The organism is Mycobacterium sp. 1245805.9 (assembly GCF_001672915.1).
Lineage (GTDB): Bacteria > Actinomycetota > Actinomycetes > Mycobacteriales > Mycobacteriaceae > Mycobacterium.
In genome coordinates this window covers 1-26,462 of the sequence record NZ_LZKR01000094.1, presented here as the reverse complement: position 1 = coordinate 26,462, position 26,462 = coordinate 1, and the positions used below count along the sequence as shown (strand labels likewise).

Genomic DNA, 26,462 nt, shown 5'->3' with positions numbered 1-26,462 from the left:
GTCAACCCGGCCGCACCGCGACCGCCGGCGATATGAGGTTTCCGGTGACCGGGTCCGCGCAACTGGCGCCCTTCACGTTGCCCCCCGCGTGCGCACAGCAGTAGTCGTTGCCCTGACCAAGGTTCGTGATACAGAACCGGTAGAAGTCCTGATTGAAGTCGGCGTGCGCGACGGCCGGCGCTACGAACGGGCTGGCGACAAGCGCAAGTGCGGCACAGAAAAGGGTGGGCGAACTCGTCCTCGGGCGGGTGATCATCGAAAGGCTCCTTCTGTAGTCATGCCGCCGGCGCGTCGGGCACGTCGTCGCTGACCGCCTGCACCGGGCTTTCGCTCGCGGGGAAGCTGCCGTCGCCGGGGACCTTCATGGCGCTCACCGCGATGCTGCGGCCGACTTCGGTGTAAGCGGCGAACTGCCCCTCGGAAAACCATTGGTCAGACGTGTTGTCGTGGGGGAACTCCGCGCTGCCATTCTGGGCGGCGAAGGTCAAGACCCAATCGGGCAACTCCTTCCACAACACGGCTTTGGCGATGATCAGCCAGCCGGTTCTGGCTTCCTTGTTTTCGATCCCAGCCGCGTCGGGATAGATGATTCTGCCCCTTGCCACAGCGCATTTCGTGATGCGGGAGTTGAGGCTGCAAAACGCATTACCATCGGGGAACTCCTCACCGGATCCCGGTGCGAGATTTTCCACCCCGAACGGTCCGCCGGTCTCCATGATGACCTCGACGCCGAGTTCGAACCTGGCGAGCCTGATCGCTTCGCCGAGACCGGACAGCAAAGGAGGAGCGTCGCCGCTGCTGTCGATGCAGTAGATCAGCCGACACCGCCGACGCAGGGCCTCGACGAGGCCAAGATTTTCGTAGTGTCCGCCGTCGGTGACCTGGACCAGTCGTGCGTCGAATCTGTTGATCCCCAACAGCTCTCGATAGAAGTAGCCGGCTCCCCGCACCGACGGCAGCGCCTTGGGGAAGGAAGCGTCGGCCGCTTTGAGCTGAGCGTTTTTCACGAAAAGCGGATTGGGAAGCCAGGTTCCGAGCCGGGCACCGGACAGCGCGAGCAGCGACTGAATGCCTTGGCTCTGTCGTCCCATTGCCGAGGCGAATGCCGCTCCGCTCACCGCCATCGCCGCTTGGACGGTGAGGTCGCGTTGAATGCGCGGGGGCGACGCTTGGCGAAGTTCCGCGGTCCGGAGCCAGCCAAGGGCCGGTCCCCCAACGTAATCGGCGGTCATGACGAACGACACAGCATTCAGACCGGGAGCCGGCCGGATGTCGCCGTCCGAGATGGCGGCGGCCGCGGCGAACACGAATTTCGGACCGCCGTCCTGCGCCTTGCCGTACTGGTCGAGCCAGGTCGACTCGCAACGGTCGTACGCTACCGCCCTGCCGAGGAGGCGGCGCACGGCGAATGTGTGCGCCAGTCGTTGCCGATAGAACGGGTGCAGGCTGAGCGAGGTCACGTCGAAGCTGCTGAGAAACACCGCAATCAGCGCGACCCCAGCCAGGTACAGGCACTGAACGTCGGATGTCAGGGGCTGGCGGCTGTGGGCCGGGTTGGCGATAGCTTGATCGACCTCCATGTTGAAGACCCGGCCGGCGACGATTCCAAGCAGCAGCAGCCACGCGGCCAACAGCGCACCCAAGGTCAACACCACCAAGGCGATGCGCACGACTCCAGACGGAACGAGTTTCAGCCACCGCGAGGGATTTACCAGGCCCTCCTTCTTCTTCGTCATCGACAGCAGTGTCGTCGCGTACTGCAGGCCTATCACCGCGGCAAGACCGCCGACCGCCCCCACATGCCCCTGGTCCGGTCGCTGCACACACAGCCACATCAGCGCGGGACCGGCGACGCTGAGAAGGGCTACCAGCAAGGCCAGCATCGCGGCGCTGCGGCCCAGCAAGCCGAAAAAGTCTTGCGCGCGGGTGCACAACCGCGACGTGGAGGCCCACTCGCAGACCAGGCCACCGACGACGCAGACGATCACGGCCACAGCGAGGATCGCGATGGCCCCAAGCGCGGCTACCGGGCGGGCGTGGAGCGCATCGATGTCCACCGGCTGGTGCACATCCGGGTAAATCGGCGACGCGCCGCGGCCACGCGGAACCACCGCCCGGAACGGGAAATAGTTGACGAACATGCCCAGCAGCCAGCCAAGAATGACGGCGGACGACGCGACGATGAGCAGCGACGCCAGAAGATTTTTCAACACCTCGGCGAGGGCGCGCAGGAGCGCGAGCGGTGAATCGGCGAGGTAGTCGCAGCGGCGGCGCAAGGAGTCGAATTCGACCGAGCCCGGGCTGAAGCGCTCGGAGAGCGGCGCGATCGCGCCACCGCCCCGGCCGTCGCGCGCTGGCCCGCCCTGCACGCCGAGCACCCGCGCCCCGGCGCTGAACCCACCACCCGACACCGAGATCACATAGTCGAAATCGTCGAGCGCCGGCGTCGCGGGCCAGGCGCCGGTGCCGGCGTCTCGCGGGCCGGCGAGCTCCTGCATAGCGCCCATCGCCACACAGGCAGAGCGGATTCCGCCGCCGGACAGGCACAGCGCCGTCGGCGTCGGCGCGAGGCCGTCATCGTGGGCGGCGAGGTCTTCGCCGTCGGGCACGCAATAGGCCTGCCGCCAGGCCGCCTCGACGTCGTCCTCCACAGGCTCCCGCGCGGGCACCGCTAACGCGTCGTCCCACCAGTTTCTGCCGTCGTGTCGTCGGCGGTACCTGCGCAGCCGCAGGTGCGACAGGGCCACCCGGACTATCGAGAAGACAGCTGACGGTATCGCCGCCACCGCCACGATGAGCGCACACCATTTCACGGTTGCCATCGCCGCGGGCCCGTAGAGCCAGAGTTCGTCAGGCAGTCCGCTGAGCAACCCGGCCGACGCCCGGTGCAGCGCGCCGTAAATCAATACGTCCTCGAGTATGTGCGCGACCGCGGCGACTATCGCCGCGGCGAGGACGTAGCGGCTCAGCCTCTTGCCGGACTCGGAGAACGCCAGAGACTTGAAGACCGCGGCGCAGGTAATGAGGACCAGGAAATAGCCCGCGATCACCAAATGGTCGAAGTGCAGGGCCGAATTGAGCGCCTTCGCCACAAAGGCAGGTATGCCCATCCGGAGGAAATCTGGATTCTTGCTGAAGATCACCGTGAACAGGTATTCCGCGTCGGCCCGCTTCCAATGCGCAACGAACAGGTACGCGCCCAAGCCGATCAAGACGGCGCTGGCGACGGCGTGCCACCAACGAAATCGTCTCGGCACGAGACAGGTTGGGCTTGCCGCGGCGGTCATGATGACCTCGCCGGTCGATCAGTGGTGCACAGGGTCTGTGGTTGTTGGGCGTCCATGACTACCCCTTCGCAGCGCGAACGACGGTGTTGCTTTGTGCTGCTCGTCAGATTCCGCCGCCGGCGCGGGGCCAGCTAGAGTAATCGACTACTTGACTCCGTGCTGTGGCGCGACTGGCGTCAGTGCACGAGACCGAGTTCCTGGTCGATCTGCGCCCAGTACCGGGGGCCGGTCGGGGTGAGCAGGATCCAGTCGTGAACTTGGCCCTGCGCCAGCACGAAGCCCATCGGGGCCCCGACGGCCAGGGCTTTTTGCTGAAGGGCCAGCGTCTCGTTATAGAGCGAATCGAACGAGCCCGAGTAGACATACGTCGGCGGAAGACCGGTCAGGGACCCGTACAGCGGACTCACCTCGGGATCGGTGATGGAAAGGCCGCCCGCCCACACCCGGCCGATCTGACCGCCGTCGTGCGCCAGGTCGAGCCAGGGGGACAGCAGGACCATCGACGACGGCACGGGTTGACCGTGGGCCACCAGGTATTCGGCGGCCGCCAGGGCGAGGTTCCCGCCCGCGGAGTCACCGGTCACGCTGACGTGCGAGGCACCGTGCAGGGTGATCTCCTGCGAGATGAGGCCGGCGATATTCGGCACCACGGTGTTGGCGGTGCCGCCCTGCTGCAGCAGCGGGTAGATCGGCACCTCGATGGTCGCGCCGGTCTGATAGGCCATCACCGTGTAGTCGATCCAATGGAAGATCGACGGCGGCAAGATAAACGCGCCACCGTGAATGGCCACCACGTAATCGCCGTTGGGATGAGCCGGCGTGATCTGCACGACCGGCATCCCGTTATAGGTGGTGTGCTGCACCGATTCTCCGAGCAGCAACGTCAACAACCGCGGCGGGTTGTTGGTCCCCACGATGCCGGTTAACGGATTGTCGCCGGTGAGTAGCGCCAAGAGGGGTGAATTCGGGTCTGCGAACAGAACATCGAATCCCTGGCTGAATCCGTTCCCCAGCGCCGCGGGGATCTGCTGGATTTCCTGCTGCACACCGAGCAGCGCCTGCTCGAGCGCCGCCAAAGGCGATGCGTTGGCCGCCTCGGCGGCGGAGTACGCGCCGGACGCGCCGGCCAAGGCCTGCACGAACCACTTGTGGTAGGCCGCCGCCTGCGAGCTGAGGGCTTGATAGCCCTGGCCGTGAGCGGAGAACACGGCGGCGATGGCCGCGGAGACCTCGTCCTGCCCCGCGGCCAAGACCCCAGTGGTCGCACCCGCTACGCCGCGGTTTGCCGTCGCGACCACCGAACCGATCGAATCCACGTCCGTGGCAGCGGCGGACATCACCTCGGGCAACGCAAGAACATATGACACCGCGCCGCTCCCATTATCTCTGCGATCGCCGAACAGCCAGAGCTTATGCTCGCGCGGCGCAGTCAGGGACAAGTTTGCGAGGACTGCCGCGCCGGCGAATACCGGGTTTAAGAGTGTCCACCCCCGGCTATGTATGGATGACCAATATCAGCGTCCGTGCTCGTCCGGCCGAGGCGGTCGGTGAGCACCGCGGGAGCGAGACGAAGCGATGACCGCCACGCAACCGGTTGCACCTGATCCGCCGACGACTGACATTCCTCGCTACTGGACCGAGCCGTATTCGCCCAGAGAAAAGGCGCCCCTCGTTGCCGGTGCCACGATCGCGGGCGGCCGGATTCGGCTGATGATCTTCTACGGCAAATCTTCGCATCTTCAGTTCTGGCAAGCCGCTGACACGGTCACGGGTCAACATCTGGCCGTCACGGTCGTCGACTCCGAGAACTCCCTGCCGACCAGTACCGTCGACGCGATTCTTTCCAACACCTCGAGCCTGCGCGGCATCGAGTCGCCGGGCTTGGCGAGGGTGATTGATGTCGGGCGCGACTGGTGCGGCGGAGTAGTTGTTTCCGACTGGACGCGCGGTGCCACGCTGAAAGAAGTAGCCCGTACGCAGCCGTCGCCCGTCGGGGTCGCGGACGCCGTGTTATCCCTGGCGGAGACCGCCGACGTCGTGCACGGGGCAGGTTTCGCGTTGTCGATCGACCATCCCGAGCGAATCCGGGTCAGCGTCGACCGGCGCCTGGTTTTGGCCTTTCCGGCGACCATGCCGAATACGACGCCGCGGGATGACCTTCGGGGCATCGGTGCTGTCATGTATGGCTTGCTCGTCAACCGTTGGCCCTCCAAAGTCGGTGCCCCGGTTGAGGATTGGAAGAGCGTCGAGACCGATGCGGAGGGCCGAATCCCGGCGCCCGCGGTCCTCAACCCGCAAGTTCCGTTCCTGATTTCGTCCACCGCCGCAGGGCTGGTGCGCGACGACGGTATCCGGAGTGCCAAGACGATTTCGACGTTGCTGCGCGAGGCCAGCGACGACGCCAAGAACTACGCGACGCCCTCCACCACTCGCGAACTGCTCCTACCTCCACCGCCCGGCTCCTATGCCAGCTTTCGCAATTTCGGACCGGCCGAAAAGGCCGAATACGCTCGCCGTCAGCTGTTGAAAACGATGCTGGGGACAGCGGCGGCTGTCGTTCTCGTCGTGTTGATGACGTTCGCCAGCGCAATCAGTCGGATAGTGGGCGCGGTCAACACCGACGCAGCGATGCACCCGGACAGGCTGGGGCTTCAGACCACGGCGCCGATGTCGGCCGCGCCGGCAGCGCCTCCGCCCGCCGCTCGAAGTGGGACGGTCAAGCCGCTCAAAGCCTCAGTCTTTTCACCCGGCGGCGCGCCGGACGGCCCGAACTCGGCCGGGCTGGCGATCGACGGTAACCCCGCCACGGCGTGGTCGACCGACACCTACTTTGACCCCGAACCGTTCCCAAAGTTCAAGGACGGCGTCGGATTACTGTTGCAACTTCCCGAGCCGACCTCGCTGAGTGCGGTCACCGTCGACCTGGACAGCACCGGCACGGTGGCACAGATACGGTCATCGGCGGGCCCGGCTCCCGCCAAGCTCAGCGAGACCGCCGAACTCAGCCCGCGCACTGGGTTGCGGCCCGGCCACAACGTCATCGCCGTGAACAAGTCCGCCCCGGTGACCGTCGTAGTGCTGTGGATAACCACCCTCGGCACCACCGGAGGAAAAAGCCACTCCGACATTTCCGAGGTCACGCTTGAGAGGGCAGTCAGTCCGAGGTGATGAACAAAGCGGTCCAGATCCGCTTCGACAGCCGTAGGACCACAAAGACCACGAATCCGACGACCAATCCCACCACCGCGGATGCCCCGGTGTCGACCAACCAGCCAAGCACCGCACCAAAAGACTTGACGCCGTGGCGAACCTGATCCTCGGCATGGTGGAGCAGGCCATACGGCGTGCGCCAACCGAGGCGGTCGCTGCCCGCCAGCAGGATGTGGCCACCGACCCAGAGCATCGCCACCGTCCCGACGGTTGAAAGCGCCGAGAGCACCATGGGCATCCCCGCGACGAGACCTCGGCCGACACGCTGCCCGATTCGGGGTCTGGTCTGCGTGAGGCGCAGGCCGACGTCGTCCATCTTGACGATCACCGCGACGACCCCGTACACGACGACGGTGAGGACCAACGCGACGACGATGAGGATGATGAGCCGTGGCACCAACGCCTGATCGGCCACCTCGTTGAGGGCGATCACCATGATCTCGGCGGACAAGATCAAATCGGTCCGGATCGCCCCGCTCACCACTTCGTGCTCGGCGACCGGCGAAGCGTCGGCGTTATGACCGCGAATGCTCTCCCAAATCTTTTCGGCGCCTTCGTAACACAGGTAGGTGGCGCCGAGCATCAAGACCGGGGTCAGCAGTCGCGGCGCGAACTGACTGAGCAGCATCGCGACGGGCAGGATCACCAGGAGCTTGTTACGCAGGGATCCGATCGCGATGCGTTTGATGATCGGCAGCTCGCGCTCGGCGGCGATCCCGTGGACGTACTGGGGCGTCACCGCCGTGTCGTCGATGACAACCCCGGCCGCCTTGGCGGTCGCGCGGCCGGAGGCGGCGGCCAGTCGTGCCAGGACCGCGACGTCGTCGAGCAGTCCGAAAAGGCCTGCACTCATCGCGTCTTCACCATGGCGTTGGAGGGTACGCGATGCCGGAGAAATCGTCCGGCCCGAGAAGCCTGCCGGGCGCTCGGAGCCTCGTGCCAATTGCGCAATCTCGGTGAATCGTCGACGCCCACTGCGCAAGTCAGGAGGCGATGTAACCTCCGGCGTGCGCGGGCAGTCCGAGGTTGCCGATCAGGCCCGGGGCCGCCGCGCACACCGCCGGAACGGCATTGAGAAGCAGGGTCGCGACGGCCAGCGAGACGGCTCGGCCGGTGCCGAGCGTGGTCTTGAGCGTCACCTCCGACTCGACGTTCATGTCACCATCGATATTCAGCAGCCACCGGCTGTCGCCGGAGGGCCACTCCGGCGCGACGTCGTCGGAGATCCGCCAGATCAACTCGAAGGTGATCGCGGACCGGCCCCGAACAATCCCGTCCAACGACATCTTCAGGGCTGCGACCGTGCCCGCGTCGATGCTGCCCGCCGCGATGGTCAGCGGTCGGTTGGTCACCGCGACCTCCCTGCGGTACTTCACATCATCGAGCGGGAGGCCCATCGCGTCGGCTAACGTCCGCATGGACAGGTAATAGGGCGAGTTGAACACCTGACTGAAGTGAGCGTCAAGCGGCGTTGGGGCATCTGGTGGAAGCCCGAATCCGATGGCGTCGCGCACGATGTGAATCGAGGTGTAGCGCCCCATGTCGACGATCTCGGCCACTCGCACCGAATTGATGCGGCCGCACACCCGGGTCATCAACATCGGCCAAAGGTCCATCGCGAATCCCGGATTGATGCCGACATGAAAGAAGGAGGCGTTACCGGTGCGGCATGCGCTGGACATCCGTTCATACGTGTCGGGGTGGGCACCAGGCAGATTGACATCCGGTGCCAAGAAGGCCAGGTCCTCGTGCGCGCTGGACACGACGTTCTTGCCCGACGCCAGCAGCCGGCTGATGTCGTCGACCGCACTGCGCCCACCGTCGATCGTGCCTCCCAGCGGGGAGTAGCACACGCAGTCGGCGTCGAGCGCCAGAATTGCCTCGACGTCGTCGGTCGCGACGACTCCGGTCGGAGCGACGCCGGCAAGGTCACCCGCGTCGCGCCCCACTTTCTCCGGGTTGTACACCCGTAGACCCGCTAGCTCGAAGTCGGGACGGTCGATGATGGTCCGCAACGCGTTCATGCCGACGTTCCCGGTTCCCCACTGGATTACGCGGTAGGACACTAGTCGTCCTTTCGAGGTGCGCCTCGGGCTGAGCTAGTGCCGAACACTAGTCGGGTGGTTTGCAGATTGTCTACAATTTGTGGTTACGACACTTCCGGGCGGCGCGCCCGGGCGCAAGCGCAGCACCGACGGGCTACGCTCGGCGTGGCACGGCCGTCGGCCGAGTGCACGACAGTGAAGGTAGGGCCGACACGACATGAACCAGTCGGCAAGACCTCGCTCTCTACTCGAGCGCCGCAGCAGCGGGGAGCTCGTTGCCGATCACCTTCGCCGCCAGATCATCAACGGCGAGCTTGGCCCCGGCCAGCGACTCACCCAGGAAGACATCGCTGCCGAACTCGGCACCAGCCGGGTTCCCGTGCGCGAAGCCCTTGTGATCCTCGAGCAAGAGGGCTGGGTCAAGATGGAAATGCATCGCGGCGGCTTCGTCTTGCCGATCGAAACGTCAATCAGCGACAACGCCGAAGTCTGGGATCTTGTATTCGGCTTGATCGCTCGACGCGCCGTCGCACGCATGACGCCTGAATTCGACGCACAGCTCGCGCAGATTGCCGACGAGCTGACTGCCGCTGAGGACCCGGCCGCGGTGTCCGCGCTGTGCGAGGACTACCTGGATATCTTGTTCGAGGGTGCCAGCGCGCCGGCGGTGGCACGGACCGTACGGCGCACGCGCGCAACGTCTATCGACGCGATCGTCGGTGTCGCCCCCGAAACAATAGAGATCAGTCGCACTGGCACGCTTGCAATCATCGATGCGATTCGCAGCCGTGATGGCGAGCGCGCCAACGCCGAACACGCCGCAATGCAGCGCGAATGCTTGCACTTGCTGATGACGGCGTTCAAGAACCGAGAGTGACGACGCGTTGATCAACCCACCGCGGGCGTGATCACGTTACCCCTAAATCACGCCGAAAAAGTGCCGGTGAATAACGGTAGATCTAGGTGGGTCAGAATGCCGACTGGACCGGCGACGACCGCGGGTATGGCATTCACTGCGTGAGCCCCGGTCATCAATACATCGGGCTGTCGAGCGTCATATCTGGTAGTTGTGTCGATCCGCGTTTCGATGGTCGGGTCACCCTCGATTCGAATGCTCCAGGAGCCGTCGCCGTAGGGCCAGTCGGCCGGAGCCGCGTCTTTGCCTAGCATCCACAGCATCTGGCTCTCGACTCGCATTTTGCCGTCCTTGAAGGCCCGCACTCGGACACGGATAGCGCCGACGTGGCCGGGTTCGACCATACAAACAGGTGTGACGATCGTTTTGTCCGAGGGAAAGCCCTCCCAGCTCAAGGTCGCATCGTCGATTTCGAGGCCGGCGGCCTCGGCAAGCATCAATATCGAGCCGAAGTATGCGCTCTCCCGTGCGTGCTCAAACGGCACCTCGAAACTCATCTCCCCCGGCGTCTTACCATAGCCAAGGACGTGCAACACCTGATCTGACGTGTAGCGCGACATGTCGACCATCTCGGTCATGTAAACCGTGTCGATGTGTCGGACGAGGCGACCGAGCACGATCGGCCATACGTCCATCATGAATCCAGGGTTGATACCGGTCGCATGGAACGACACGCCACCCATTTCGCAGGCGGTTTTCAGGCGCTCACTCATGCCGTGGCGATCCATAACGCGCGGGTAGACAAGGCCGCTCAACGACGTTGAGCACACATTCTTGCCCGACTCCAGCAAGCGACAGATCTGATCGAAAGCGGCGGCGGGATCTAACGTATCCCCTAGTGCGTTAAAGGATACGGCGTCGGCATCCGTTGCCAGGATCTCATCGAAGCTATCGGTTGCTCGTACGCCCAAGGGCTCATTGCCGATAAACTCACCGGCTTCCTTGCCTGCCTTCTCCGGGCTGAAGACCAACAGGCCAACCAGTTCCATGTCCTTCCGGCCAACTATCGTTCGCAGGCTATGCGTGCCAACCGCTCCGGTAGCTACCTGAATCACTTTGAACCGCTTTATGTCTCGCTCATTCTGTGCCATCACGGTATCCGGATCACCTGGCCGCGGGCGTGAACAGCACTGGTAGGGTGCCCGGTGAGCGCAGCGGCATGCCGATGATCCGCGGTGGCGCTGCCGCGGGGTCGAGCCGCAGCTCTGGGAGCCGGTCCAGGATTGCCTCCAGAGCAACTCTGTTCTCCATACGCGCGAGATGCATTCCGAGGCAAGCATGTGCCCCAACGGCGAATGCGATCTGCTGGTTAGGTTTGCGATGCACATCGAATTTATTTGGGTCGGGAAAGACCTTCTCGTCACGATTCGCGGCACCGATGAACAGCATCACCACCGAACCCGCTGGAATGTCCACGCCGCCGAGGCGGCTGTCGCGAGCGCTGATCCGCCCCGTGTTGAAGATCGGTGGCTCCCAACGCAATCCCTCCTCGACGGCCTGGGGAATCAGAGCATGATCGTACCGGACCTCTTCGAGCTGATCCGGGTGATTCAACAACGCGAAGAGTAGATTGCCCAGCGATCGATAGGTTGTCTCGATTCCGGCCGGCAAGAGCAGGCGCAGGAAGGCGAATATCTCTTCATCACTTAGCCTTTGGCCGTCAACCTCAGCCTGCACTAGTTCGGTGATCAGATCGTCCTGCGGATCATGTCGACGCTGTTCGACTAGCTCGGCGAAGTAGTCCCGCAAGGCGTTGAAGGCTGCCATGCCTCGATCCCAGTTCATGCCGATGCTGATGACTTCGATCGACCATCTCTGGAACTTCTGCGTGTCATCCCGGGGCAGACCGAGGATCCGCGCGATGACACGCATGGGCAGCGCGAACGTGAACGCCCGGACAAGGTCAACTCGGCCGGTAGTAACGAACGCGTCGATCAGCTGATCGGCCACTGGGCGTACAAGCTCGTTCTCCCAGCGCGCGAGCATTTTTGGCCTGAATGCTTGGAAAACGAGCGCACGGTGCGCATGATGTTCGGGCTCGTCCATCGCCACGATCGTGTCGGCCAGCAGCGGACCGATCGCCTGACCAATCAGTGCCGATGAGTAGGTCTTATCGTCACGAAAGACGGCGGTGACCTCTTCGTAGCCGAGCACGTTGAACGTCTTCGCAGTCCCGTCGTCCGGTGCGCTGATGGCCGCGGTCATCGGTAGCGGGTATTCGGTCTGAATTGTATTGCGCCGCCTCGCCTCAGCGATATACGGATGCGGATCGACATCGAGGCCGACTTGAACAGTATCGGGCAGTTCGAGGATTTCCGCCGCGGTATCGGCGGGTATGTCAGCGGTCATTGCGCTACCTCCTGCGGGGCAAGTCGTTCGAATGCTCCGGAGCTTTGAGAGACCATCAGCGGCTCGAGCAAAAACTCACGTCGGCGCTCGATGCGCGCGAACAGCCAGACGAGTCGCTCGAGTTGTTGGCCCGCACCAGCGGCCACGATCTCGGAGAGCCGGGCGAACCCGTCATCGCGGCTGTCGGGACGACGCCCGAGCACCGCGCACATGTCGTCGAGATCGGCATCGAGCAGTTCGCCGCCGACCTTCGAATCCAGCACCACACTGCGCGCAATCGCGGCGGCCGAACTAATGTGGAAGCGTCCAGCGTCGTCGCTCGCGACCGGCTCACACTTGAGGCCGAGATACTCGACCAGATAGTCGCCCAGCGAAGGATATTGTGCAGCAGGCGGATCCGGCAGCTCCGGCGGCTCGATCTCCATTCCGATCGCCTCGGCCAGCGCCTCGCCCAACCCCCGCCTTAGCGTGGCATCCCAACCGAAACCGGGCAACGTGTGCTCGCTGTGGGCAGTGGGATGTTGCATCAACGGCGAAACGCCCATCGGAGTCAAGACCATTGACATCACCGTGTAGAAGCACAGTGCCTGCCAGTCGATCGGACGGCCGCTCACCCGCTCGTAGTGAGCCAATGGTTCGGCCAACGGCCCGGTCGGATAAAGCATGTTGCGCATTCGCATCACGCCGAGATCGAGCATCGGGTCGCCGATGTGGGCCAGCTCCCAGTCGATCAGCGCAGTGAGATGACCATCGGCGAACATGAACTGCCCAGGTCCGGTATCGGCCTGCACGAAGCTGACCCGCCGATCACCTCTGGGGACGTTGGCGTGCAGCCACCAGATGCCGAGCTCTAAGAACGGTTCAGGCCGCAGATGCGGGCGCCAATTGCTGAAGTCCTCTTCGATGTACTTGAATTTGCCTCCGAACGCGGCCTGCTCGGGTGTCTGGGGTATCGAGAGGCCCGAGAGGTGCATCGACTCGACATCAAGTTGATGCAGCTTGGCGAGCTGTTCGATGTACTCGGCCATCACTCTCTTGCGGGTGCTGTCGTCCGGTGCGTCCGAAAACTCGTTCGTGCCCGTGACCTGTTCCATCAGGATGACGCCGAATTCCTCGTTGAAACCAAAGAACTGCGGAACCTTCAGGCCTTTGCCCTGCAGCGCTTCGAGCACCCGCGCCTCGTGCGCAATATCGAAATGCTTCGCGAAGCCCGCCCCCGCCATCTCGGTCCGCGCCGACCGTGCGACGACGTGGAGGGCGCCCTTCGGCCGTTCGATTGTCAGGAAATGGTGGGGACGCCAACGAATTTGCTCCGCGATGTCGACCACCTTGCCGCCGCACCGATCTTCGGCCCATGCGACGACCTCGCTTGGCAGAGTCATCAGAACACCGCGATCGGGTTGACCGGGGATCCTGAGCCACCGACGACGCGCAGCGGACTGATGATGAACTGGAACTCCCAGCGACCGAGTTCCGCGCAGACCGCACCGAGCGCCTCGAGATCGCAGTTGTCGATTAGGGGCATTCCCATTGAGTTCAGGGCCATGACGTGGACGGTCGCGTCGAGTGCATCGAGGTACTTAGGTGGGATCGTTTCCTGCGGCCCGTCGCTGCCGATGGCCGCGACGTCGCGATCGCGCAGCCACGGCATGCACGCTTGGTGCCAACCGGCGACCTGTCCCCACCGGGCGTGGTCGTGCGCGTCTTCGTATTCGGTCGTGGATCCCGTTGCGCTGCTGCCCTTGTGCCAGCGGCCGGTTCGCAGCAGAACGATGTCGCCGGGCCCGACCGTGACGCCCTGCTTGGCGGCGGTGGCCTCGAGGTCTTCGGGCGTGACCGCCCGCCCGGGCTCGAGCACTTCGGCACCTTCTGCGCGCGACACATCCATCAGGACGCCACGGCCGACGATGCCGTCGCTCATTTGCATCACCGATGCCCACAGTGCCCCGTGTTCGGCGGTCATAAGGCCGGCGGGTCGGTCGTTGTAAAGCTTGCCTTTCCAGAACAAATGCGCCAGGGCGTCGATATGGGTCACGTTGATGCCGTGGAACACCAAGCCGAAGAACTCCACGGCCGAGCCGAGATTGCCGAATCCGAGCGCCGTCGGCGGCACCGACGGTTCCTTATGCGCCACCCCCTCGCCGGTGTTGACCCAGTACATCTGTGCGCAGTTGTCGGGGCTGCCGTAGGCGGTGACGAGATCGCGGGCGCACGATACGGTCCGTCCCTCGGTCACCAGTCGGGCGGCCGCGACCCGATGCTCTGGTGTGATGAAATTCAACGTACCGCGCTGATCGTCGGGTCCCCATCGGTCCCAGTTCTTCAGTTCTTCGATGTAACCGACCACCTCGGCCGAGGTTGGTAGTTCCGCCATAATGTCGCTCCTTTGCGCCGATTGATTTGGAACAGGGCTACTTTCGGGCTCAGCGGCCTCGGGCGAGGCGGAAGGGCAACATCGTCAGATCGAGTATTTCGGGAGTGATCATGTCGCCGGCATACTCGACCCAGCACCAGCTTCGGGCCGGAACCTTGCCAGACGAAGCGCCCGTCATCGGGCCGAAGAAGTGGATTGGACTCCCGGTTGCTTCGAACTCGAATGCGTACGAGTCAGCACCCATGGACACATCCAGGGTGACCATTTGTCCGGCATCGTTGAAACCCGGCTTCGCGACGATGTCCTTGTAGACGGTCGTTGTATCGCCCTTGAACTGATAGCCGGGCCCAAAAGCCAGCCCGCCCTTGCCTTGCCAGAAGCTGCCACCGCCCAGTTCGCCGTCGGCATGCTCGTGCAGCCACGACACCCACATGCCTTGCAGGTGGCGCGCAATCGGCAGTTCGGTGTACGCCATGCCCGGCGGCCCGTAAGCGAAATCCTGGTGGGCATACCCGGACACCTGTTCGCCGTTGACCATCCCTGTCGCATAGATCAATTCGTGGCGGTAGTAAACCTCGTGATCGATGCCGTTTTGTCGGGGCACATGGGTGATTACGATGTCGCTGACCGTCCGGCCGTGAATGTCCCACCGGCTGCTGGCGTCACGCCAATGAAAGCCATCGCCCGAGCGATCGATCTCGCCTCCGTAAAAGATCGTCTGGACGCTGTCGCCGGAGTCGACGCACTGCACCGGTTCGAACCAGTCGAGTGTCGAATACTCGGCGAACAAGTGCGGTGCCTGGACGTTCATGTCCTTCTCGAGCCGCCTGAAGCCGCAAATGGGTGACACTACGTGGGTCATCCCTACCACGAAGTCGTCGATTCCACGGACGGCCCAGTAATCGTGGTCTGCGTCGTCCCTGACGATCGCCCCCAGCCAAATGCCGGCGAGCCCGGCGTCAGGAGCGGGTGTCCAGCGGCGCCGATAATGCTCCAAGGATGGCGCCTCGTGAGTGACCTCAAATTCGATATGATCCATTGCTCAACTCTCCTCAACTTCGTAGGCGGCACGGCGATCCCCGTCGAGCAGACCGAGGAGCTCCAGGTCAGACACGTACTTCTCGATGACGGGCCGGCCGATGTGCGGAATGCCGCAATCCGGACCGATGCCGGAATCCATGACCGCGGCGCGAAACCGTTGGACAGGCGCGAACGTCCCCCGCATCGGGTGTTGCGGGTGTCGGAAGATCTGCAGGAGTGGCAGCAGTGAGGCTTGGCGTTGTCGTCCTGGCAGATTGCGCAGCGCAGTCTCGAATCTCGCGATCCAGACCTCATAGTCGGGAATCCGTTCAATGTGACACCCCGCCTGGATCATCCAGTCGACATAGGTGTCCAAGCCGATGCCATCGTCATGCGGGTTGATCACGTGGAAAGTCTGGAAACCCTTGTTCGCGACCGTACTCAACGTCGATATCGATTCCGCCACGAAGTCGACAGGCAGACCGTCGAAATGCGCTCGAGCGCGCTGGCCGTCGGGATCGCGAACATAGAACGATTCGGGGGCGAGGCCGGTGGCCGCGATGCTGAGGATGAGGCGGGTAACCATGTCAGGGACATTGAGCTGTCCACGGAAGTTTGGTTCCGCCATAATCATGTCGCAACGGAATACGGCCACGGGCAGCCCGCACAGGTCATTCGCCTCCCGCAGCAGCACCTCTGCGGCCCATTTGCTGGTGGCATAACCGCTGGCGTAGGTGTTGTCGAGGGCGCGGGTCGCGCTGATCGTCCGGACGTCGGCATCCTCGGTGAATTCACAAGGATTCACGCTGGCCCCGACCCCCACCGACGAGACATATGCGAACGGCTTCTGACGAGACGTCAACGCGAGTCGGATAAGCTCAGCGGTACCAACCACATTGGGACCGAACAGCTGGCCATAGGGCAGCATGTGGTTGACCAGCGCTGCTGGATCGACGATCACGTCGACGGTGTCGGCCAGCGATTCCCACTCCGCATGGCCCAGTCCGAGGTCGGTTGCGTCCTTATCGCCGGCAACGACGTCGAGATGGTCGGCCGCCAGTGTCTGGTAATGGGTTAGCATCTCGGCGTCACCACTGTCGAACACGTCGTCCAAGCGCGCTCGCGCGGCCGAATTATCCTTCGCCCGAACCAGACAGATCACTTTTCCGCCCGTTGTCTTCATGCGTTGCAGCCAGTGCAGCAGCAAGTAACGACCCAGATAACCGGTCGCACCAGTAAGCAACACCGAGCGGACCGCAGGACTCGGGCCCGGGACGGATGGAGCGTGCGTGAGCGTGGTGGCGTCAATGAATTTGTCGAGGGTCAGTTCGTCGGCGCGCACGACGGTCGAACTCGCGTGGTGTATCGAGTCGAAGGTCGGCCTTCTGGACGTCGACATCCGTCGCGCTTCGATGTAGTTCGCGGTGGCCTGCAAGTCACTCGACGGGCTTATGACGACCCCGACATTGACCTCGACGCCGAAGATATCCTTCAAGGCGTCGGTGAATGTCAACGCTGACAGCGAGTCCCCTCCGAGCTCGGTGAAATGCTCGCCGGGCGTCGGTGCCTCCGCGGTGTATCCGAGCAGCGCTCCGGCGGCCGCACAGACGGTGTCGACGACGGGTTGGCTGGCGGCCAGCTCGCGCAACTCACGCAGCCGAGCGTGTTGGGTGTCGGCAAGATCGTCATACAAGCGCTCGAGTCTCTCGCCGTATTGCCGCTTCAGGTTGGGGCGCTGAGGCTTTCCAGTCCCAGTTAGCAGACCGTTTTCGACACTGAAAGGCGTTGTTTCGACGATGATTTCGCGCGGGATTTCGTATCCCTGCAGTTCGGCCGCACGCGACGCGCGTCGTAGCGAGCGCAGAATCAGCGCCTTGAGCGCAGCGCCGTCGGTGGCTGCCAACGCTTCATCGGTCGGAACAACAACAGCGAGAAGGAAGGACCGCTCACTGTTGCCGTAGACGTAGATCTGACGAACAGGCTCGCAATTCGTAAAGAGCGCTTCGAGTTTAGAAATCGTGACGAACTCTCCCTGGGAGAGCTTGAGGACGTTGTTGCGGCGGTCGATATAACGGAACTCATCGGGACCGACTTCTGCTACAACGTCACCGGTGCGATAAAACCCGTCCTCGTCGAAAACGTCGGCGGTGAGCTCCGGTCGCTTGTAGTAGCCGCCGAAGAGAGTTTTCGACTTGATCAGCAGCTCGCCACGGGGATACGGCCGATCGGTGCTGAAATACCCCAATTCCGGCACATCGACAATCTTGTAGTCGGTCACGGGCGGAGACTGCACCTTCCCGTCGATGATCACCGCCCCGGATTCGGTCGCACCGAGTGCGTTCATCAGATGCGAGTCGAGCAGCCGTTCCACCCACGCCGCGAGTTCGTCCGAAATCGGGGCGGAGCCCGACAACGCCGTCACATAGCGGCCACCGAGGACGCGGGTGCGGATATCGTCAAGGACGGCGTCGTCGATATCCGCGGTCTCTACGCCTTGGTGTTCGCGTCGCGTGCACTCGCTGAGAAACTCCCGATAGAGCATCTCCCAGACCCGCGGTACGTAGTTAAGTTGCGTCGGCCGCACCATCGAGAGGTCCTCCAGCAGCGTCGAGTAGTCGCTCGCCGCAGTGAAATAGGCTGTGCCGCCGGCGCCCAACGCGGCGTAGAGCATGCTGCGTCCCCCGGTGTGGCTCATCGGCAGGTAATTCAATGTGATCGCCGGGAGCGCGAAGCTGTATCGAACCATCATCGCTGCACCTTGGGACCACGCCCGGCTCACCAGTCCTTCCCGCAGCATCGCCCCTTTCGGCTTGCCGCTGCTGCCCGAGGTGTAGACAATCGCCGCCAGGCGATCGTCGTCAGGAGGAGGTGGATCGACCGGGGGCAAAGTGCCTGCGCCCTGGACCAATTCGGTGAGCGTCTCGAGCACAGGTGAACCGGCAGCTTCCGCGAGCCGGGCCCGCGCGGCGTCAACCGCCTCTCGCTGATCATCGACCTCGGGCCGATAGTCGAACACGATCAGCCGCACGGGGTGCACCGCACCGAGAGCGAGTTGCGCGCCTTCCGCGACATACTCCGCGCTGCAAGCGATCACACACGGTTCGGCTTCGTCGACCATCGGCGCGAGCAGGGCCACGGGAGCGCCCGTGTGCAACGGCACCGACACACCACCGACCAGAGCTACGGCCATATCCAACGCGGTGTACTCGACGCCGGCGAACCCCATCGTGGCAATGCGGTCCCCCACTTGCACGCCGTCCCGTTTCAGAACCGCTGCAATGGTGTTGGCGCGGCTCCACAGGTCGCCGTAGGTGACCATGTCGAAACGGGGCAAGATCTCGAGAACACGTCGACTTCCGTCTGCCGACTCGCGGACAGTGGTAGCCCGCTGCCCCAGTGCCGGCCGATCGGCATAGCCTTCGGCGACTGTACGCATGACACCAGCCAGGCCGATGCCCTGCTGCAGCATCGACTTGGCAACGTCGGGGCTGGGCAGCGCCGCCGTGAACTCGGGGTCATTGGTCAGCAGGTCGCCGACGCGCCGCGCCAGCTTCTCCATCGCCGAGTCACCCGGCATGCCGCGCCGCCGCAGTCACGGCACCACCGGTAGCGCCGATGCGGTCAACGCCGTCAGCACAGTGCCCTCCCAGAGAACAAAAGCCCAGCTCGTAGCCGACAAAGTGCAAATCGCAGACATTCTACAATTGTTCCGATGCAGACGGAACCGCGATCGCATACGTCGAGATGCCGGTCGGCTCAAACTCCCGCGTCGTGGCAGCGGGAGTCGTAGTCCGCCACCTCGCGGTTCGCAAGAACGCTGGGGATTCCTCCGGCAACCACACAGGACGCGAGCCCTTAGGGGCTGACCGACTGATCCGCGAGCCCTGAGCTCATGCCGACCGCCGTCGAGGAGTTCATCCGCTTCGCCGGATCTATTCACGGCATCCCACGGACGGTGACCAAGGATGTCGAGCTTGGCGGGCAGAAGTTCTGCCCGGGCGAATCGGTGGTTGTCAACTACGCGTCAGGCAACCGTGACAGTCGCGAATTCCCGGATCCCGACAAGTGCATCCTCGACCGCGAGGCCAATCGTCATCTCGGCTTTGGGGCCGGCGTCCACCGCTGTCTGGGGTCGAACCTGGCGCGCCTGGAGTTTCGTATCGGCGTGGAGCAGGCGCTGGCCCGCATGCCCGATTACACGGCTTCGGATGCCGAGTCGGTCTTTCACGACAACTCAGTGACTCGGGGGTACCGGAAGACTCCAGTGGCGTTCACACCGGGACCGCGAGTCACGCTGACCTAGCTTTCGCGTAGGGAGCTGTCAGTGTTCGTGAATGATCACGCCACGAATGTTCCGGCCGGCGAGCATGTCGTCGTAGGCGTCGTTGATGTCGGCGAGTTTGTATTCGGTGGTGACTGTTTCATCCAGCAACAGCTTGCCCTCGCGGTAAAGGCTCAGTAGCCGCGGAATGTCGGAGCGCGGGTTGGCCTCGCCGTAAAGGCTTCCCAGCAGGCGCTTTTGGAACAGCGTGACCATCGCGACCATCGACATCGGCAGTGTCGCCGTCATGTCGAGCATCGATCCCAGCGCGGTGACAACGACGGCGCCGTTCTTGCTGACGATGTTGAGTGCGTCGACGATCATCGGGGCTTCCACTAGTCCGACCGTCACAATCGCGGAGTCGGCCATTACGCCGCGGGTCAGATCCGCCACCAAGGCCGTCGCCTCCTCCGTCGACGTCGCGAAGTGGGTGGCTCCGAACTGAGATACCATGTCCCGCTTGCCTTCTACGATGTCAACGGCGACAATCTTCTCCGCCCCGGCCAGCCGCGCGCCCTGGATCGCCCCACTGCCGATGCCGCCGCACCCAATCACCACGACGGTGTCGCCCGGTTTGACTCCCGCGGTGTTCACCGCCGAGCCCCAGCCGGTGGTCACGCCGCAGCCGACGAGACAGGCCCGGCTCAGCGGGAGGTCCTCGTCGATCTTGACCACCGATGCCTCCGGCACTGTGCCGTATTGCGCGAACGCGCCGAGCCAGGCCAGCGCACCGATGTCGCGGCCCTTGGCGTGCCGGCGGAAGCTGCCGTCGAGTTGCCCGCCGGTGGCCATCTGCGCGCCGAGGTCACACAGGTTCTGATGGCCGCTCGAGCACCACCGGCATCGCCCACACGCCGGCAGGAACAACCCCACGACGTGATCACCAACGTTCAGGTTCTGGACACCTGGTCCGACCTCTTGGACGATGCCCGCGCCTTCGTGCCCCCCGACGAGAGGCAGCGCGAGGGGAAGATCACCCTCGCGGACGTGGTGATCGGAGTGGCATAACCCCGTCGCCTCGAAGGAGACGAGCACCTCGCCTTCTCGCGGACCATCGAGGTCGACTTCCTCGACGCTCCACTCCTGGTGCACATCCCACAAGACCGCCGCGTTCATCTTCATTGTCGACGCATTTAACGACGTCACCCTATTACTGTCAAGTTTCACTTGGTAGTGGTGATTGCGAGTGCACCACCGGAGCCCGATGTCAATGATGAAGTGCGCCGTCGCTTTACGGTGTCCCCATGAGCAGTAGCGGTACGAAGCGTGTCCGAGACAAGGACGGGAAACAGCGCGCCTTGATCGAGGCGGCGACTGAAGTTTTCGCCGAACAGGGCGTCCCTTCCTGACAGGTTCATCGACTTCGTGAAGCAGCTATTTCTTGCGCGGCTGACGATTCACGAGCGCGATGACACGATGCCAGGCTGGGACATAGCGGGGCGCGCGTTATCTGATCCCGCCTTCTCCCTGCGGGTCATGCGTCCGAATCACGACCATCGCGTGTCGGTGATCGCCGACGGCGTCGCTCATTATCAAGATCTCGGTCAGGTTACTCGACACGTCGATTCGGTCACCCTGGCCGAGCTGCTCGCGAATTTCACAATCTTCACCACGACCGTCGGTCCGCGCTGGTTCGGCACCTCCGAGGCCGACATTCGCGCTCAAATCGAACTCGGAGCACGAATCTTCGCCGAAGGGGTGCGCGGATCCTCTGCAACCGGTACCTCCCACCGTTCCGGTCGCGCTCGTCCGTCACGATTGCGATCCGGCACGTAACGTGTGGCTACTGAACGACCGTCGCGCTGGACGACCTGGTATCGGGGTGCCCAAAATGTACCCACAAAGAAAGCAGGCCAGAGCGGAAGTGCCCTCTGACCTGCTAACGACGTTCTGTTGTGGAGCTGCCGGGAATCGAACCCGGGTCCTACGGCATTCCCTCAAGGCTTCTCCGTGCGCAGTTCGCTATGCCTCTGCTCGGATCTCCTGGTCACGCGAACTAGCCAGGATGACGATCCCAGTCGCTGTGTATGTCCCGATGAGTCCCGCGACCGGACTCACCGGTGGATCCCTCTAGCTGACGCCAGGCTCCGGGTCGAGGGCGTTCCCGGTCTGACGGACTAGCTGTCGCTTAGGCAGCGAGAGCGTAGTCGCGCTGATGTGAATCGGCGCTTATATGGTTGCAACGACGCTTACGGTGGTCTCTTGCCTGCACCGGCACGCTTCCCTTGATTCGATGCGCGAAGTCGAAACCTTTCAGCCCCTTGTCTTGCTGCTTCGAGCATCCCCGCCGAATTTCGGCAGGACAATCCATGGTACCCGCCTAGTAACGAGCGGCAATGGAATAACCTTCCCGGTCGGGAAGCGGTCAGATCACAAAATTGAGGTTCTCGACGACCCGGGTGGCAACGTCTTCGTCGCCGCCGAGTTCGATGTCCCGGGCGCGCGCGGGGCACAGCGGGCGGCCACCGGACAGCCTGGTGAACTGCACTCCGTCCAGCCGGATCGTCGCCGTCGGTTCTCCGCCGCCGAAGTCGTCGACCAGCTGCGCGCGGCCGTTCACGCTGACGCGGATGTCGCGGGCCACCGGGCCGGTCAGCTCGAACAGGATGCGCGAGCCGTCGGGCGCCTTGCCGCGCTTGCCCACCACATACCCGATGGTGGCCGCGATCTCGTCGAGCGAAAGCCGCGACGCGGGCCCGACGAGCTCGGCGTCGGACGACGGCCGCGACAGCGCGGCGCGGATGTCCTGCTCGTGCATCCAACAGTCGAACGTGCGCACCCGCATGAACCGGCCGTACGTTTCGGGGCCCACCGGGGTCGGCATCACCGCGTTCCACTCGTCCTCCGACATGCCGGCCAGCGCCTTGCGGCGATCGGCGGTGATGTCCCTGAATCGTGCGAGCACTTCCGCGCCCGATTGCCCGCTGAGGTGGCGCACCCAGCACTCGTTCATCGCGCCGATGTCGTTGCGCACGTGCTCGAGCGCCGACACGTCGATATCGGGCTGCGGGGCGGCGATTCCGGCCAGGAACGATTCGGTGCCGATGATGTGCGACACCACAGCCTTGACGTCCCAGCCGGGCAGCGGCGTCGCCGCCAGCCAATCCTCCTCGGGCAGCCCGTCGAGCAGCGCGTCGATGGAGTCCCACACGGCGAAGAGCCCGGACAGGACGTCGGATTTATCCAGCTGCGTGACGGGTCGGTCGGCCATGGTCGGATCGTAGGCCGATCGCGGGCCGATCCGTTAGCTTGCGGCGATCATCGCCACGGAACCCATGGCCATCACCATGCCGACGCCCTGGCATCGGCTCACCCGCTCGCGCAGCACCACCATCGCCAGCACGACCGTCGCCGCCGGATACAGCGAGATCAGGATGCTGGCCAGCGAGAGCAGCCAGGTGTGCAGCGCCAGCAGCATGGTCACGTTCGCGCAGATGTCCAGCACCCCCACCCCCAGGGCCAGCTTCAGCGGCTTGCCGGCCGGCATCTTCAGGTTCTTGCTCATCGCGGACATGGCGAACACCACCGCGGAGGCGGACAGCCGCGCGAACACCAGCGGCCAGAGTTTGGTCTCGTGTGGCGCCTGGTGAAGAAACACCAGGTTCAGCCCCATCGCCGAGCCCGCCACCACCGTGAGCCAGGCGACCTTCGGGGTGAACCGATACGGCGTCACGCCCTCGACCGCGGCCTCGCGGCTGACCAGCATGACGGCGACCAGGGCCAACACGACGCCCACCGAGGCCGCCTGCCCCGGCCGCTCCCCCAGCGCCACGCCGACCGCCACCGGCACCGCGGCATTGAGCACGGCGGCCAAGGGCGAGACCACCGATATCGGCCCGGCGCCCAGCGCGGCGAAGAACGCCCACATGCCGAACGCCATCCCGATGCCGTACAGGGAGCCCCAAATGACCGCGCCGGACTGAATCGGGCCGCCCACCACGGCGGCCAGCAGCCCCAGCAACACTGCCTCGACCGGGTAGGCCACGAGCATCACTCGCAGCGCCGCCACCCGTCGAGCGGCCACACCGCCCACGAAATCGCTGACGCCGTACGTAACGGCAGACAGCTGGGCGTACGCCGCCCCGATCAGTTCAAGCCCTTGGCTCGCCGCCCCAGTTCGCGAAGCACTTCGCGCTGGGCATCGCGCTGGGCCATGTCCTGACGTTTATCGTGAGCCCGCTTACCTCGCGCTAGCGCGAGCTCGACCTTGACCTTGCCCTCGGAGAAGTAAAGTGACAGTGGCATCAGGGCGAGGTTACCATCTCGTATCTTGCCGACCAGTCTGTCGATTTGTTGCCTATGTAACAACAACTTTCGATTGCGACGCGGGTCATGATTGGTCCAGCTACCGTGCTGATACTCCGGAATGTGCAAGTTACGCAACCACACTTCGCCGTTATCAATGGTTGCGTAGGCATCGGCAAGTGAGGCGTGTCCTTCCCGCAGGCTCTTTACTTCGGTGCCCTGCAGAGCCACTCCCGCCTCGAAAACCTCGAGAACCGAATAGTTGTGCCGCGCTTTGCGATTGGTGGCGATGATCTGTTTGCTGCCGCGCTTGCCGCCCGCCGCCTTGGCCCCGCCGGAGTCCTTGGCCACAGCTACCGCCGTACGTACAGGCGCAGCGTCACGTAGGCGGTCAACGCGGCCATCGACACGCCGAGCAGGAACAGCCATGGCGAGATGTAGATGATGTCGGCGTAGTCGACCCGGGCGATCAGGTTGGCTTGGTAGAACTGGTTCAGCGCATTGTCCAAAAATGTTGCCCGTACCAGGATTAACCCGGCGACGGAGATCGCGACACCGACCGCCGCGGCGACCATCGCCTCGACCAGGAACGGCAACTGGGTATACCAGCGGCTCGCGCCGACCAGGCGCATGATCCCGATCTCCGTGCGGCGCGTATACGCCGCCACCTGGACCATGTTGGCAATCAACAGGATCGCGCCGACGGCCTGCACCAGGGCGACGGCAAACGCGGCCTTGCTCAGGCCGTCCAGGACCGCGAACAGGCGGTCGATCAGGTCCTTCTGGTTGAGCACGGAGAGCACCCCGGGCTGTCCCTGCATCGCGGAGTCAAAATCCTTGTGCTGCTCGGGATTGTCCAGCTTGACGATGAACGACGCTGGGAAGGAATCCTTTCCGGCCACGTCCTTGTACTGCGGGAACTTCCGGATGGCGTCGTCGTAGGCGTCCTGACGGTTGAGGAAGCGCACGGATTTGACGTCTTGCCGCGCTTCGATCTTTTCCCGCAGCGCCTTGCACGGGTTGGTGCCGCAGGACGGGTCGTTGGCGGACACGTCCTCGGTGAGGAAGACCTGCGTCTCGACCCGGTCCAGGTAGATGGCGCGGGAATGGTCGGCCAGCAGCACCACCAGCAGACCACCACCGAACAGGCCGATCGAGATCGCGGTGGTCAGGATCATCGCGGCCGTCATGGTGACGTTGCGACGAAGGCCGGTCAGGACCTCGTTGAGCAGGAAGCCGAAGCGCACTTAGCGATCCATCCCGTAGATGCCGCGCTGCTCGTCGCGAACCAGCCGGCCAAGCGACAGCTCGACGACCCGCTGCCGCATGGAGTCGACGATGTGGTGATCGTGCGTCGCCATCAGCACCGTGGTGCCCGTGCGGTTGATCCGCTCCAACAAATCCATGATGTCCTTACTGGTGTCCGGGTCGAGGTTGCCGGTCGGCTCGTCGGCCAGCAGCACCAGCGGGCGGTTGACGAACGCGCGGGCGATGGCGACCCGCTGCTGCTCGCCGCCGGACAACTCACCGGGCAGCCGGTTCGCCTTTCCGGACAGGCCGACCGTTTCCAGCACCTCGGGCACGGTCCGGTTGATCGCCTCCCGGCGCTTGCCGATGACCTCCAGCGCGAAGGCGACGTTTTCATACACGGTCTTTTGCTGCAGCAGCCGGAAGTCCTGGAACACGCAACCGATGACCTGACGCAGCTTCGGCACGTGGCGTCCGGGGAGCTTGTTGACGTGAAACTTCGAAACCCGGATGTCACCGGTGTTGGGGCTCTCCTCGGCCAGCAGCAGCCGCATGAACGTCGACTTGCCGGAGCCCGAAGGGCCGATCAGGAAGACGAATTCACCCTTGTCGATTTTGACGTTGATGTCGTCCAGCGCCGGACGAGCCGACGCTTTGTACTTCTTGCTGACGTTGTCAAGGGTGATCATCACGGCACGCCAGTGTAGCCGTGAATTTCGCTGGCGAGCCAAGTCAGCTGGCCGGTAGCGGTGAGCTCGGCGCCGGACCGGGCCCGGGCTGGGGTAGCTGCGGCGGCGTCGGCGTCGGGCTGGTGCTCGGCGGGCAGAAGGGCGGCGGCAGCAGGCACGGCGGCGTGGGCAACTGGAACGGCGGCGGCGTGGTCGTCGTCGTCGTGACGGGGGGCGTGGTGGTGGTCGGCACCGTCGTGGTCGGCGTCGGGGTGATCGTGACCGTCGCCGGGGGCTGCTGCACTTTGCTCCGCGGCACCCAGGTGTAGTTGGGGTCCGGCACGAAGCCCGGCGGCACCACCTGCGGGGCCGGCGGCTTCGGGGCCGCTTCCGGGCGGTAGGTGTCGTAGACCCACCAGACCGCGAAGAACGCGATGATCAAGATCAGCGTTGACGTGCGCATGCGGCCGCCGAAGAGGTGGCTCCAGCGTCGTCGTTGCGTGTCTTCGCCCCGCCTCTCGAGGATGCTCACGGTGAACTTCACCGCCGTCGCACCGCATCTTCGACTTTGCCGTCGGTCGACTTCTCGGCGGCCTGGGCGGCCGGGACGGAGGGGTCGTCTTCGACCAGGCCTATCGTCGCGTCGGCCGCGGTCACGATGCCGACGCGGGCCAGCGCCCGAATGACCAGGACGCGCAGCTGCCGCCCGACCTCGAACTGTTTGCCGGGCAGGGTGCGGGCCACCACCCGCAGGGTGACGGTGTCGACCTCGATGCTTT

The 26,462-nt window shown here is 64.1% G+C and carries 22 protein-coding genes, 1 other RNA gene and 2 pseudogenes; 4 read left to right on the top strand and 21 right to left on the bottom strand.

Annotated elements, in window-relative coordinates; all coding sequences use genetic code 11:
• Position 1 precedes the first annotated feature (1 nt).
• The 4 genes and pseudogenes from A9X00_RS13805 to A9X00_RS32755 all read right to left on the bottom strand — a co-directional run.
• Positions 2–256, bottom strand: coding sequence for a hypothetical protein (locus tag A9X00_RS13805; protein WP_067153925.1), 255 nt, complete (start codon positions 254–256; stop codon positions 2–4).
• Between the two features lie 19 nt (positions 257–275).
• Positions 276–3,257, bottom strand: coding sequence for a hypothetical protein (locus A9X00_RS13800; protein ID WP_156772075.1), 2,982 nt, complete (start codon positions 3,255–3,257; stop codon positions 276–278).
• A 206-nt stretch (positions 3,258–3,463) separates the two neighbouring features.
• Positions 3,464–4,333 carry an alpha/beta hydrolase fold domain-containing protein gene (locus A9X00_RS13795; RefSeq protein ID WP_369830748.1) on the bottom strand — a complete coding sequence of 290 codons (870 nt, stop codon included), beginning with the start codon at positions 4,331–4,333 and terminating at the stop codon, positions 3,464–3,466.
• Positions 4,334–4,654: pseudogene (locus tag A9X00_RS32755) on the bottom strand (PE family protein); the annotation flags it as partial.
• Positions 4,655–4,862: 208 nt separating this feature from the next.
• Between A9X00_RS32755 and A9X00_RS13790 the strand changes: the two are divergent.
• Positions 4,863–6,455, top strand: a complete 1,593-nt coding sequence (locus A9X00_RS13790) for a protein kinase family protein (RefSeq protein WP_067153916.1) — start codon at positions 4,863–4,865, stop codon at positions 6,453–6,455.
• Here A9X00_RS13790 and A9X00_RS13785 read toward each other — a convergent pair.
• Together A9X00_RS13785 and A9X00_RS13780 are read right to left on the bottom strand one after the other, a co-directional pair.
• Entirely contained in the window at positions 6,442–7,350 is a 909-nt protein-coding gene (locus A9X00_RS13785) for a DUF808 domain-containing protein (RefSeq protein WP_067153913.1), read from the bottom strand. The genes A9X00_RS13790 and A9X00_RS13785 overlap by 14 nt on opposite strands.
• A 130-nt stretch (positions 7,351–7,480) precedes the next feature.
• Positions 7,481–8,563, bottom strand: a complete 1,083-nt coding sequence (locus A9X00_RS13780; protein ID WP_156772074.1) for a hypothetical protein — start codon at positions 8,561–8,563, stop codon at positions 7,481–7,483.
• A gap of 196 nt (positions 8,564–8,759) precedes the next feature.
• Between A9X00_RS13780 and A9X00_RS13770 the strand changes: the two genes are divergently transcribed.
• The gene (locus A9X00_RS13770) at positions 8,760–9,419 is read left to right on the top strand and encodes a GntR family transcriptional regulator (RefSeq protein ID WP_082975204.1); all 660 of its coding nucleotides are present in this window, start codon (positions 8,760–8,762) and stop codon (positions 9,417–9,419) included.
• 47 nt (positions 9,420–9,466) lie between these two features.
• Here A9X00_RS13770 and A9X00_RS13765 read toward each other — a convergent pair whose 3' ends face one another.
• From A9X00_RS13765 to car, 6 genes are all read right to left on the bottom strand, one after another.
• Positions 9,467–10,447 carry a hypothetical protein gene (locus A9X00_RS13765; protein ID WP_082975202.1) on the bottom strand — a complete coding sequence of 327 codons (981 nt, stop codon included), beginning with the start codon at positions 10,445–10,447 and terminating at the stop codon, positions 9,467–9,469.
• 115 nt (positions 10,448–10,562) lie between these two features.
• Positions 10,563–11,807 carry a cytochrome P450 gene (locus A9X00_RS13760; protein ID WP_082975200.1) on the bottom strand — a complete coding sequence of 415 codons (1,245 nt, stop codon included), beginning with the start codon at positions 11,805–11,807 and terminating at the stop codon, positions 10,563–10,565.
• Entirely contained in the window at positions 11,804–13,189 is a 1,386-nt protein-coding gene (locus tag A9X00_RS13755) for a phosphotransferase (protein WP_067153897.1), read from the bottom strand. The genes A9X00_RS13760 and A9X00_RS13755 overlap by 4 nt, the downstream gene beginning before the upstream one ends.
• Positions 13,189–14,181, bottom strand: a complete 993-nt coding sequence (locus tag A9X00_RS13750; protein WP_067153894.1) for a cyclase family protein — start codon at positions 14,179–14,181, stop codon at positions 13,189–13,191. Before A9X00_RS13750 ends, A9X00_RS13755 begins: the two co-directional genes overlap by 1 nt.
• Positions 14,182–14,230: 49 nt before the next feature.
• Complete coding sequence (locus tag A9X00_RS13745; protein ID WP_067153887.1) at positions 14,231–15,220, bottom strand: hypothetical protein; 990 nt, start codon at positions 15,218–15,220, stop codon at positions 14,231–14,233.
• Positions 15,221–15,223: 3 nt separating this feature from the next.
• On the bottom strand, positions 15,224–18,778 hold the full coding sequence (gene car, locus A9X00_RS13740) for a carboxylic acid reductase (RefSeq protein WP_067153884.1): 3,555 nt from the start codon (positions 18,776–18,778) through the stop codon (positions 15,224–15,226).
• 315 nt (positions 18,779–19,093) lie between these two features.
• On the opposite strand from car, the gene A9X00_RS13735 reads away from it, so the two are divergent.
• On the top strand, positions 19,094–19,504 hold the full coding sequence (locus tag A9X00_RS13735) for a cytochrome P450 (protein ID WP_067153882.1): 411 nt from the start codon (positions 19,094–19,096) through the stop codon (positions 19,502–19,504).
• Positions 19,505–19,522: 18 nt separating this feature from the next.
• On the opposite strand, the gene A9X00_RS13730 is transcribed toward A9X00_RS13735, so the two are convergent.
• A complete protein-coding gene (locus A9X00_RS13730) occupies positions 19,523–20,644 on the bottom strand; it encodes an NDMA-dependent alcohol dehydrogenase (RefSeq protein WP_067153879.1) in 1,122 nt (373 codons plus the stop codon).
• 243 nt (positions 20,645–20,887) lie between these two features.
• Here A9X00_RS13730 and A9X00_RS13725 point away from each other — a divergent pair, with 243 nt between their 5' ends.
• Positions 20,888–21,298: a hypothetical protein gene (locus A9X00_RS13725; protein ID WP_067153876.1), complete on the top strand. Its 411-nt coding sequence runs from the start codon at positions 20,888–20,890 to the stop codon at positions 21,296–21,298.
• A gap of 117 nt (positions 21,299–21,415) precedes the next feature.
• Here the strand turns inward: A9X00_RS13725 and ssrA are convergent.
• The 8 genes and pseudogenes from ssrA to A9X00_RS13685 all read right to left on the bottom strand — a co-directional run.
• Positions 21,416–21,783: a transfer-messenger RNA gene (ssrA, locus tag A9X00_RS13720) on the bottom strand.
• 104 nt (positions 21,784–21,887) lie between these two features.
• Entirely contained in the window at positions 21,888–22,733 is an 846-nt protein-coding gene (locus A9X00_RS13715; RefSeq protein WP_067153873.1) for a maleylpyruvate isomerase family mycothiol-dependent enzyme, read from the bottom strand.
• A 33-nt stretch (positions 22,734–22,766) separates the two neighbouring features.
• Complete coding sequence (locus tag A9X00_RS13710) at positions 22,767–23,516, bottom strand: EamA family transporter (protein WP_197515156.1); 750 nt, start codon at positions 23,514–23,516, stop codon at positions 22,767–22,769.
• Between the two features lie 92 nt (positions 23,517–23,608).
• A complete protein-coding gene (gene smpB, locus A9X00_RS13705; RefSeq protein ID WP_067153869.1) occupies positions 23,609–24,118 on the bottom strand; it encodes an SsrA-binding protein SmpB in 510 nt (169 codons plus the stop codon).
• A 2-nt stretch (positions 24,119–24,120) separates the two neighbouring features.
• Positions 24,121–25,014, bottom strand: a complete 894-nt coding sequence (gene ftsX, locus A9X00_RS13700; protein ID WP_067153867.1) for a permease-like cell division protein FtsX — start codon at positions 25,012–25,014, stop codon at positions 24,121–24,123.
• Complete coding sequence (gene ftsE, locus A9X00_RS13695) at positions 25,015–25,704, bottom strand: cell division ATP-binding protein FtsE (RefSeq protein WP_067153866.1); 690 nt, start codon at positions 25,702–25,704, stop codon at positions 25,015–25,017. It abuts the gene before it with no gap.
• 43 nt (positions 25,705–25,747) lie between these two features.
• Positions 25,748–26,227, bottom strand: a complete 480-nt coding sequence (locus tag A9X00_RS13690) for a hypothetical protein (protein WP_067153865.1) — start codon at positions 26,225–26,227, stop codon at positions 25,748–25,750.
• Positions 26,224–26,462, bottom strand: a pseudogene (locus tag A9X00_RS13685) (mechanosensitive ion channel family protein); the annotation flags it as partial. The gene A9X00_RS13690 and the pseudogene A9X00_RS13685, both read right to left, overlap by 4 nt.

Coding starts and splice junctions, on each gene's coding strand:
- A9X00_RS13770 (WP_082975204.1), top strand. CDS start 8,760: ATGAACCAGTCGGCAAGACCTCGCTCTCTACTCGAGCGCCGCAGCAGC.
- A9X00_RS13750 (WP_067153894.1), bottom strand. CDS start 14,181: ATGGCGGAACTACCAACCTCGGCCGAGGTGGTCGGTTACATCGAAGAA.
- A9X00_RS13805 (WP_067153925.1), bottom strand. CDS start 256: ATGATCACCCGCCCGAGGACGAGTTCGCCCACCCTTTTCTGTGCCGCA.
- A9X00_RS13745 (WP_067153887.1), bottom strand. CDS start 15,220: ATGGATCATATCGAATTTGAGGTCACTCACGAGGCGCCATCCTTGGAG.
- A9X00_RS13755 (WP_067153897.1), bottom strand. CDS start 13,189: ATGACTCTGCCAAGCGAGGTCGTCGCATGGGCCGAAGATCGGTGCGGC.
- A9X00_RS13730 (WP_067153879.1), bottom strand. CDS start 20,644: ATGAAGATGAACGCGGCGGTCTTGTGGGATGTGCACCAGGAGTGGAGC.
- A9X00_RS13715 (WP_067153873.1), bottom strand. CDS start 22,733: ATGGCCGACCGACCCGTCACGCAGCTGGATAAATCCGACGTCCTGTCC.
- A9X00_RS13790 (WP_067153916.1), top strand. CDS start 4,863: ATGACCGCCACGCAACCGGTTGCACCTGATCCGCCGACGACTGACATT.
- A9X00_RS13765 (WP_082975202.1), bottom strand. CDS start 10,447: ATGGAACTGGTTGGCCTGTTGGTCTTCAGCCCGGAGAAGGCAGGCAAG.
- A9X00_RS13785 (WP_067153913.1), bottom strand. CDS start 7,350: ATGAGTGCAGGCCTTTTCGGACTGCTCGACGACGTCGCGGTCCTGGCA.
- A9X00_RS13735 (WP_067153882.1), top strand. CDS start 19,094: ATGCCGACCGCCGTCGAGGAGTTCATCCGCTTCGCCGGATCTATTCAC.
- ftsE (WP_067153866.1), bottom strand. CDS start 25,704: ATGATCACCCTTGACAACGTCAGCAAGAAGTACAAAGCGTCGGCTCGT.
- A9X00_RS13760 (WP_082975200.1), bottom strand. CDS start 11,807: ATGACCGCTGACATACCCGCCGATACCGCGGCGGAAATCCTCGAACTG.
- car (WP_067153884.1), bottom strand. CDS start 18,778: ATGCCGGGTGACTCGGCGATGGAGAAGCTGGCGCGGCGCGTCGGCGAC.